This is a genomic window from Oscillospiraceae bacterium, assembly GCA_035353335.1.
Taxonomy (GTDB): Bacteria; Bacillota; Clostridia; order Oscillospirales; family JAKOTC01; genus DAOPZJ01.
The window spans coordinates 60,673-69,653 of record DAOPZJ010000003.1 but is presented as its reverse complement, the minus strand read 5'-3'; the positions used below and the strand labels follow the sequence as shown (position 1 = coordinate 69,653).

Annotated in this window: 7 protein-coding genes; 5 read left to right on the top strand and 2 right to left on the bottom strand. The window is 54.0% G+C overall.

Annotated features, from left to right (window positions below; genetic code table 11):
- Together PKH29_01465 and PKH29_01460 are read right to left on the bottom strand one after the other, a co-directional pair.
- A partial coding sequence (locus PKH29_01465) for a uroporphyrinogen decarboxylase family protein (GenBank protein ID HNX13506.1) occupies window positions 1–1,007 on the bottom strand: 1,007 nt, incomplete at its 3' end.
- Window positions 1,008–1,174: 167 nt separating this feature from the next.
- Window positions 1,175–2,449 carry a hypothetical protein gene (locus tag PKH29_01460; protein ID HNX13505.1) on the bottom strand — a complete coding sequence of 425 codons (1,275 nt, stop codon included), beginning with the start codon at window positions 2,447–2,449 and terminating at the stop codon, window positions 1,175–1,177.
- 258 nt (window positions 2,450–2,707) lie between these two features.
- Here PKH29_01460 and PKH29_01455 point away from each other — a divergent pair, with 258 nt between their 5' ends.
- Genes PKH29_01455 through tilS form a run of 5 tightly spaced genes read left to right on the top strand, consistent with a single transcriptional unit; the run spans window position 2,708 to window position 8,973 of the window.
- Window positions 2,708–4,714: a ribonuclease J gene (locus tag PKH29_01455; protein HNX13504.1), complete on the top strand. Its 2,007-nt coding sequence runs from the start codon at window positions 2,708–2,710 to the stop codon at window positions 4,712–4,714.
- Window positions 4,715–4,740: 26 nt separating this feature from the next.
- Window positions 4,741–5,772 (top strand): DHH family phosphoesterase, encoded by a 1,032-nt coding sequence (locus tag PKH29_01450; GenBank protein ID HNX13503.1) that lies wholly within the window; start codon window positions 4,741–4,743, stop codon window positions 5,770–5,772.
- Window positions 5,773–5,802: 30 nt separating this feature from the next.
- Window positions 5,803–6,252, top strand: a complete 450-nt coding sequence (gene rplI, locus PKH29_01445) for a 50S ribosomal protein L9 (protein ID HNX13502.1) — start codon at window positions 5,803–5,805, stop codon at window positions 6,250–6,252.
- Window positions 6,253–6,277: 25 nt separating this feature from the next.
- Window positions 6,278–7,669, top strand: coding sequence for a replicative DNA helicase (gene dnaB, locus PKH29_01440; protein HNX13501.1), 1,392 nt, complete (start codon window positions 6,278–6,280; stop codon window positions 7,667–7,669).
- Window positions 7,666–8,973, top strand: coding sequence for a tRNA lysidine(34) synthetase TilS (gene tilS / locus PKH29_01435; protein ID HNX13500.1), 1,308 nt, complete (start codon window positions 7,666–7,668; stop codon window positions 8,971–8,973). The genes dnaB and tilS overlap by 4 nt, the downstream gene beginning before the upstream one ends.
- The last annotated feature ends 8 nt before the right edge of the window (window positions 8,974–8,981 follow it).

Genomic DNA, 8,981 nt, shown 5'->3' with positions numbered 1-8,981 from the left:
CCGAGCACAAAGCGCGGCTCGGTTTTCATGATCAGGAGCAGCTTTTGCACATAGCGGTCGAAGTCCCCGTCCGAAGTGAAATCGTTAAACAGCATTCCGGGCAAGCCGCCCCAGATGATCGTATCTTTGGGCACCATGGGGATAATCTGCTCAAAATCCAGATCGCCGCAGGGTTTCGGCGTGAGCGCCTCCATGACCCTGAAGCCGGTGCCGGAGACCTCGGAGAGCAAGCCCTTTAGTGTGCCGTCCATATGAACAAACGAATACTTGCCCGCAGCTTTGATTTTCGCGGTCCATTTGCGCTCGTAGGGCTCCATATACTCGTGGAAAAAGGACTTGCCGACCACTTCGGAGGAAAGGTTTTCGGGGATCATCAGGCATTCGGCGGGGGAATCAAGCGCGATTTGCGCGGCTTTGTCGTGCGCCGTTTCCATCACGGAGAGGGTTTCGGCGAATTCCTCCGGGGCGTCGGAGATGATGTAGGAGAGGTGTTCTATGGAGGAGAGGATTGCCGTCATTTCCATAAACGGACATTTCGGAAGATAGCACAACACCAGGCCGTTGTCGCCGATTTTGTCATACCGGTTTTGAGCTTCCTCATAATCGGGCACATACTCGGTATTTTCGTAAATATACCGGACGATTTTCAAGTCCTCGACTTCTTTGACAAAGTGCTCGGAGACCGCCCAGGTATAGGAATCGGGCAAGTAGACGGAACTGCCGGTCAGAATGCCTGCGGGTGTGGTGATTTTCTTGCAGACGGAGTTTCCCCGGCGCGTTTCTTCCTCGATATAATTTTTACGCACTTCTTTAAACGGGAAATAGCCCTGCAGATAAAAACCGACACCGAGGTCGCGGTGGAGGGCGTAATCCTCTTTGCCGTATCGGACGGGCATATTGCCGGAAGCCCTCAGATAGATCGTCCAGTAGGACAGATCCCCGAACCAGGGCACCCGGTCGGGCTGTTTTCCGGAAAGCAGGGATAAGATGCGTTCTCTTTCGTTCATGGGAGGCTCCTTTCTGCGGCAGCGGGTATACAGCTGAAAAAGTAAAAGAGAAGAGTGAATAGCGCTATTCACTAATTTAAAAATTTTCGAATTCAAATTAAGAATTCAGATTTGAGAATTTCCGAGAATATGAACCGCAAGGACGCCGACCCCTGCAAAAAAATCTGTTATTGAATCGGGCGTTTGTGATAAGGGACGCCGAAGTGCTCTTTTCGGTCGCGGAAGAAGTCGAGAAGCATCAAGACAAACAATAATGCGGACAGCGCGAGAAGGATATATTGAAAAATGCGGGGCGAGGCCTCGGCGATTTTGCCGGCGGCGGGCATTACCAGCGAGACGGGCAGCGGAAGCAGCGTCAAAAAGATATAGCGAACCGGATAATTTTCTTCTCCGGAATCGGCAAAAAGCTGATTTACCAGAAAAACACAGGACATCGTTGTTGCATTAGCGAGCACAATTACGACAGAATAGGCACTGAAGGGCAGCAACAGAGCAAAAAGCGGCAATAGCACATATAATCCGGCCATAAGAGTCAGCACGGCGCGGTTGCCCCAGCGTTTTGCAGCAAATCCGAAAAGAAAAAAGGCTGCGGCTTTGACGATCATCGAAATCGTGACGGCGCTTTGATACATCTCCGTCATGGCTTCAAAATCGGTTTCGTAACCGATGCTGACGTACAGCCCGCGCGAGGTCCAGAGCACTACGAATAACAGAGTGCAGACCGAGAAGAGAAACGCCTTTTTGGTTTTGAAAGCGGATTTGAATTCAACAAGGTATTGTTTTGAAACCGCAGGGGCATTTTGGGCCTGCTGCGCACCGTCCCTGAGATGTGAAAAGGCGTAAATGCCCCATATCGACGCGAACATTGCCCCCGAAACGCCATATATGACCAGATGAGTGAGTTGTCCGCTCATTCCGCCGTCGTTGATCATCAGTTTCATCGTCCAGGTCATCGCGGCCGAGAGCAAAAACGCCGAAGCGACCTGCACGGGACTGAAAAAGGTGAACGCCGAGGAGGGGATGTTGGCTTTGGTCAGCGCGGCGGTTCCGGTGCTGACAAAACCCGCATAGAATAAGCCGTAGACAAAAATCAGGATATTGAGCAGCCATGCGCCGGTCACGTTGAAACAAAAAGCCGTGACTGCTCCCGACAGCAGGATGGTCAAAAGGATGCCGAGGCATCCGAGCAAAACGGTCTTTTTCGCAGATTTCAAGCGGGTGATCAAAAACGGGGTCGCAAGCGCCGCAAGCGCCGAGACCGAGACTGCCACGCTCTGAAAACCGACAATCTCGCTGGTGCCTCCCATCTGCATCGCAAGCGAGCCGGCCAGCGACGGGTCGAAAGCGAGCAAAGCCGGAGATAACAGGGTTCCGGCAAAAAAGAAGGGCGCAAGCGTTCTCAAAAGCCGGCTCTGTTCCAAAGAGATTTTTTGAAGTCCCATCGTTGCCCTTCTTCCGGAAATAAACAATAAAAAAATTATAACAGGGCCGCGAAAAATGTCAAGAAAAATTGCTTGACAATCGCTTTGCGGTCGTGTAAAATATTATCGCGCGAGACAGAATTAAAATTTGTCCGACCGAAACTTCCACAAGGGTGGTTTGAATTGGCGTATTTGCGCAGTTTTGGTATTATGCGGCCAGGCAAGAGCCGCATTATATAGATTGATTCGTTGCATCCCAACGCGAAAGGATAATTTAAAATGGTTCGAGAAAAAGAGAACATTGCCGAAAAGCCGGTAATTCATGACACGCTTGCGGGCGCGCAGTTCGAGCGTGAGAATACCGGTCTGTCCGCGCAAAATCCCGAGCAGCCGAGGCACCGGGGCCGCCCGCCGAAAAATCGGGTCCCGGAGGAACCTGTCAAAGAGACATCCCGCAAGACGCCGGCTCCGTCTCCCTCTTTGCCGGATGAAGAAGAGGAAATCCATCCGAAATTTACGCACCCTGCATCCGACAGGGATGTCAGGCAATCGGTCGGACAAAATAAAATCAAAAAATTCCCGAGAAGCCAGCTTCATTACGAACGCGACCCCGAGGCGGCTTCGGTGCGCATCATCCCGCTCGGCGGCCTCGAGGAGATCGGCAAAAACATGACGATCATCGAATACGGCGACGAAGCCATCATGATCGACTGCGGACAGGCGTTCCCGAACGATGATGAGCTTTTCGGCGTCGATGTCGTCATCCCCGATATGACCTATATCGATCAGATCAAGGATAAACTGCGCGGCGTGGTCATCACGCACGGGCACGAGGACCACATCGGCTGTCTGCCGTTTTTGCTCAAGGATTACGCCGTGCCGGTGTTCGGCACCAAACTGACCATCGGCCTCGTTAACGGTAAGATGCGTGAGCACGGAATCCCTGAGCGCGCACGGTTGTTCGGTGTTGTCGCGCCCGGCGACGTCGTGAGTTTCGGCCAGATTTCAGTTGAGTTTATCGCTTCGAATCACTCGATTCCGGACGCGGTCGCGCTTGCGATCTACACCCCGGCCGGTGTCATCATTCACACCGGAGACTTCAAAATCGATATGAGCCCGATCATCGGCCCGATGATCGATCTTCCGCGCATTGCCGAACTCGGCAAGGCGGGCGTTTTGCTGCTTTTATCCGACTCGACCAACTCCGAGCGACCGGGTTATACTGCTTCCGAGCGCACGGTCGGCCAGTCGTTCGACGGCCTGTTTGAGCGCGCGGAGAAAAAGCGCATCATCATCGCGACGTTCGCATCGAATATTCATCGCGTCCAACAGATCGTCGACAAGGCGGAAGCCTTCGGAAGGAAGGTCGCCGTCAGCGGAAGAAGCATGATCAATACTTTTTCGATTGCGACGGAGCTCGGGTATCTGAAAATCCCCGACGGGCTGTTGGTTGATATCGAAGAACTCAACAACTACCTGCCGGAACAGCTGGTGTTAATCACCACCGGAAGCCAGGGCGAACCGATGTCCGCGCTGTCACGCATGGCTTTTTCGGACCACCGCAAAGTCGAGGTCGATTCGGGTGATTTCATCATCATCTCGGCGACTCCGATTCCGGGCAACGAGCGCATGGTCACCAAGATCGTCAACCGGCTTTTAAAACTCGGCGCGGAAGTGATTTACGAGCGCATGTACGACGTCCACGTCTCCGGCCACGCCTGCCAGGAAGAACAGAAAATGATCATCTCGCTGGCAAAACCGGCTTACTTTATGCCGGTGCACGGCGAATACAAACATTTGAAAAAACATGCGGAAACCGCCGAGACGGTCGGTATTGCGCGCAAAAACATTCTGCTCGGCGAAAACGGCGCGATCATCGAGGCGGGAAAAAACGGCATCTCGGTCGTCGGAAGCGTCCCGGCCGGAAGGGTCTATGTCGACGGCCTCGGTGTCGGCGACGTCGGATCGGTTGTGCTGCGCGACCGGCGTCTGCTGTCGCAGGACGGTATCTTGACGGTGGCTGCCGTAATTGATATAATGAACCCGCGGCTTGTCGTCGGGCCCGAGATTACTTCAAGGGGTTTCGTCTTTGTCAAGGAGTCCGAACAGCTGCTCGAAACTCTGCGCGCCGAGGCGGTCCGGATCATCGAAGAACTCGCTAAACGCGATGTCAATGACATCAACATCTACCGCAATGAAATCAAAGAAGCCCTTTCCAAGCGCATCTATTTCTCCATGAAGCGAAGCCCGATTGTGGTGCCGATCATCATGGCGATGTCCATATAAGACGTAAAAGACAAGGAGGTGTCCGATTGGAGATCGCAGGCTGCAGCAAAGAATCTTTTTTCCTCTTGAAACAGCTGGTTCTCGAATCCGACTCCGTGATCGTCAGCGGACATAAAAACTCCGATTTCGACACGCTCGGCTCCGCCTACGGCATTTACTCTCTTGTGCGGGAGATGGGAAAAACCGCCCGCATTGTCGTCAACACCGAGACAAACCTTGCCGTTCCGCTGATCGATAAAATCCAAAAAGCCGAGCAAAGCGAGGTTTTCATTTCGCCGGAACAAGCCGGAGAGCTTGCCAAAGCCGACGTCCTTTCGGTGATCACCGACACCAACAGGGCTTCCCTGCTCGAATGCCCGTTCCTATTTGAAATCTGCGAGCGCACGGTCATCGTCGACCACCACCAGCTGCGCAGCGATCTGACCGATTATGAGGGTCTGTTTATCCATAACGAACGCGCTTCTTCGACCTGCGAAATGGCCGCGGAACTGATTTCCTATTCCGAGATGACGCCCTCGACGGTATTATGTGAGGCGCTTGCTGCAGGAATTATGCTGGATACACGCAATTTTACCCAGAAGACCACGCCGAAAACCTTTTTCGTAGCCGGTTCCCTGTTCGCGATGGGCGCAGATATCACCGATACCCGAAACTTATTCGGCTGCAGTTTGGATCATTACCGCCAACGCACGAAACTGGTGCTCTCGGCGAAGATGTTAAAAGGCTGCGCAATCGCGGTTGCGGGCATAAATAAGCCCGGAATCCGCGTTTTGGCCCCTCAGGCCGCCAACGAATTGCTGACGATCAAGGGCGTCAAGGCGTCTTTTGTCGTCTACAGAGGCGAAGGTGAAGCCTGCATTTCGGCTCGTTCCGACGGGCGGCTCGATGTCGCGGAGATCATGGAGCAGTTGGGCGGCGGAGGGAACTCCGTCATGGCGGCGGCACAGCTTCCGGGTGTCGGGCGGTATGCCGCATTCAGGCGTCTCGAACGGGTAATCGGGGCTTATACCGGGAACGAAACGGATACAGACACAGAAGAGAACGAGACCCAAAACTGACCGCAGGCGAGTTTGAAAGGGGAAGAGTACATGAAAGTCATGTTGAAAGTCGACGTCAAGAGCGTCGGAAAAGCCGGCGAAATCATCAACGCAAAAGACGGCTACGCGCGCAATTTTTTGATACCGAAGGGCATGGCGATCGAGGCCACCGCCGAGATTTTAAAGGAAGTCGCCGCAAAGACGGCGTCGCTCGAACATCATGCCAAAGAACAGCGCCAGGCGGCAATCGATCACGGCGCAAAACTCGACGGTGTGACTGTTGAGATCAAAGCGCGCGGCGGCACAAACAAGTTGTTCGGCGCGGTCACTTCCGCTGAGGTCGCGCAGGCGATTTCCGCGGCGACCGGCATTGAGGTTGACAAAAAGCGGATTACGATCCCCGAGATCAAGACTTACGGCGATTATGCGGCAAGCATCAAGCTGCATCCCGAGGTGGCGGTGACCGTCAATCTGAAAGTGACCAAGCAGGAAGAGAAGTAATCCGGACGAAAGGGCGGGCGGATTCATGAGTTCCGCGGAATATTCTGCATCGTCAGCGGCAAAACAAAATTTTTATCAGATCGAAATTGTGCCGGGCATGCCATACAGCATCGAAGCCGAACAAGCGGTGCTGGGCAGTGCTCTGCTCGACGACGGATGCCTGACGACGGTGCTCGAACGGCTGCGTGAGGAACATTTTTATTATCCGCTGCACCGTAAGATTTACAACGAGATTAAGGATGCCTTTGAGACCGCCAAAAAACCCGATTTTATCATCGTGCTGAACGCCCTGTCGGGCGAGACCGACATGGCCAATGAGGAGCTCAAGGAGTACTTACTGAAAATATGCAGCATCGTGCCGACACTGTCCAATGTGACGGCCTATATCAAGATCGTCCTCGACAAATATTACATGCGTACGCTGTATGCGGCCTCGAAAGATACCATCGACAGCATTTCTTCGGGCACCGAGGAGGCCGATTTCGTCCTGGAGCGCGCCGAACAGCGCATTTACGATATCCGGCAGGGCCGCGACTACAAAGGCCTTGTACCGGTCAAGAACATTTTAACCGACGTTTTCGACGAGATTGACCAGCGCGCAAAGCTCAAAAAGAGCATCCGCGGCATCGCGACCGGCTACGGCGATCTGGACCGGGCGTTGTCAGGACTCAACAAATCGGATATGGTCGTGCTTGCGGCCCGCCCGGGCGTCGGCAAATCGGCGTTTGCGATCAATATCGGACAGAACATCGCGGCTTCGGGAGAAGGCGCGGTCTGCGTTTTCTCGCTGGAGATGAGCAAAGAACAGATTGTACAGCGCATGATCGCCGCGGAGGCAAATTTACCGCTTTCGTCGATCCTGACCGGCCAGCTCTCGGGGGACGAGTGGACAAGCTTTGCCGCCGCTGCGGGCGTGTTGGCAAAAATGCCGTTTTTCATCGACGATACCGCCGGCATCACGATCAGCGAGATCAAAGCGCGGCTGCGCAGAATTCCGGATCTGGCGCTGGTGATCATCGATTATCTGCAGCTGATGCAGAGCGGGCGGCGCATTGAAAACCGCGTAGTCGAAGTCAGTGAGATGACCCGCGCCACCAAAGTGATGGCAAAAGAGCTGAACGTTCCGGTCATTTTGATTTCGCAGCTGTCACGCGGAACCGAACAGCGCGGCGCAAAGAACCGCCGCCCGGTGCTCTCCGACTTGCGCGAGTCCGGCTCGATCGAGCAGGACGCCGACGTAGTCATGTTTTTATACCGCGAAGATTATTACGATCCGTTAGCTGAGTCCGGCAATCAGGCCGAATGCATCATCGGCAAGAACCGGCACGGCCCGACCAGCACGATCAACCTGTATTACCAGAGCAAAATCACGAAATTCGTCTCGGCGGCTTTTGAGAGTAATCAACCGCAGCAATGATTCAAAAAATCACGGGATTCATCGAAAAAAACGGGCTTTTTGCCCAATACGACCGATTTTTGGCTGCTTTCTCCGGCGGCGCGGATTCGTCTGCGCTGCTGGATTTTATCTGTAAGTATGCCGCAGAGCACGGCGGCGCGGTTCGGGCTGCGCATTTTAATCACGGACTGCGCGGGGACGAGGCCCGAAGGGACGCGGAATTTTGCCGCGTGATCTGCCAAAGAAAAGGCGTGGAATTCACGCTCGGAGAGGGCGATACGCGGGCGCTCGCAAAGGAAAAAGGGCTTTCGCTCGAAGCCGCGGCACGCGAACTGCGCTATCGGTTTTTAGCACAAGAAGCAGAAAAAGATCATTCATTGATTTTGACCGCGCATAACAGCGACGACAATTTGGAGACCATGTTATTGAATATCATTCGGGGCAGCGGGCTGAAGGGCGCAGGCGGCATTCCGCCGCGCCGCGACAACATCGCGAGGCCCCTGCTCTGTTGTTCCCGGGCTGAAATTTTGAATTACTGCAAGGAAAATCACATTTTATATGTCATCGACAGCACGAATCTGACCGATGACTGCTCGCGAAACGTCATCCGTCACAAGGTTCTGCCGGTACTCACATCTTTAAACCCGGCGGCGGTCGAATGCGCGGCGCGCACTGCGCAGCTTTTGAGGGAAGATGATGATTATCTCTCTGCGGCAGCGGAGGCGCTGCTTGCTGAGGCGAAAAATCAAGCAGGGACAAGCTGTGCGATTTTGTCGGCGGCAGGCGTTCCGGTGCGGACCCGTGCGATTGCAATGTGGTTTACGCAAAAAGGGGCGTCGCCGACCTATAAAGACATCATTGAGGCCGAACGGCTGATCAAGTCCGGCGGCGGCCATCGCACGCTCTGCGGCATCCGGCTGAACGCCTGCAAGGGACTGCTGACTTCCGGCGAAGAGGTGCACGAGATGGTACCGACTGTCCTCGGGGTGGGCGAGAATTGGATCAACGGACGCAGAATCACCCTTAAAATCTGCCAAAACGAAGAAAAAAACAACAATTTGCACTTTATTTCTTCACTGAATTGTGATAAAATAACAGGACAGCTCGTGGCTCGAAGCCGTATGCCCGGAGATTATTTCCGCTCGAACGGCATCGGGAAACCGCTGAAAAAATGGTACAACGAGTACGGAGTTCCGATTTCGATGCGAAACCGACTGATCGTCATCGCAGACGACAACGGGCCGGTGTTTGTCGAGCGATTCGGCACGGACGAGCGATATACGGTCGTTACGGGCTGTACGGCAATGTCCGTCGAGATCGGTTAAATTCTTCA

Excerpts from the sequence above, each read along its gene's own strand:
- PKH29_01460 (HNX13505.1), bottom strand. The coding sequence starts at position 2,449 with ATGGGACTTCAAAAAATCTCTTTGGAACAGAGCCGGCTTTTGAGAACG.
- PKH29_01455 (HNX13504.1), top strand. The coding sequence starts at position 2,708 with ATGGTTCGAGAAAAAGAGAACATTGCCGAAAAGCCGGTAATTCATGAC.
- rplI (HNX13502.1), top strand. The coding sequence starts at position 5,803 with ATGAAAGTCATGTTGAAAGTCGACGTCAAGAGCGTCGGAAAAGCCGGC.
- dnaB (HNX13501.1), top strand. The coding sequence starts at position 6,278 with ATGAGTTCCGCGGAATATTCTGCATCGTCAGCGGCAAAACAAAATTTT.
- tilS (HNX13500.1), top strand. The coding sequence starts at position 7,666 with ATGATTCAAAAAATCACGGGATTCATCGAAAAAAACGGGCTTTTTGCC.